Annotated in this window: 1 pseudogene; it reads right to left on the bottom strand. The window is 56.9% G+C overall.

The features are described 5' to 3' along the window. A pseudogene (locus tag ACQ4LH_RS21255) lies at positions 1 to 101 on the bottom strand (acyltransferase); the annotation flags it as partial. Positions 102 to 284: the final 183 nt, after the last annotated feature.

Below are 284 nucleotides of genomic sequence, written 5' to 3'. Positions count from 1 at the left end.
CCCGGATACACCACGGTCACATCCAGCACGGTGTCCAGCTGCTCGCCCAGTGCCGCCAGGACAAAGGCCACGCCGCCGGCTTTCGGTTTGAGCAGATACCTGTCTCTTATACACATCTCCGGCCCACGAGACGNAACAGCAAAACAAGCGACAAAAATTGGCTAGCAAAACGGCGTCCGTCGAGTCCATGCCGTAGAAGAGGGAGATGCGCAGGCCAGCGGAGATGATGTCAAAGTACGGGATGTCTCAAATACACGTCTCCGGCTTTGGATAGGAGCAGATCC

The sequence above is a fragment of the Pseudomonas peli genome, from assembly GCF_050563605.1.
Lineage (GTDB): Bacteria > Pseudomonadota > Gammaproteobacteria > Pseudomonadales > Pseudomonadaceae > Aquipseudomonas > Aquipseudomonas peli_A.
This window is presented reverse-complemented; position numbering and strand designations above follow the sequence as displayed.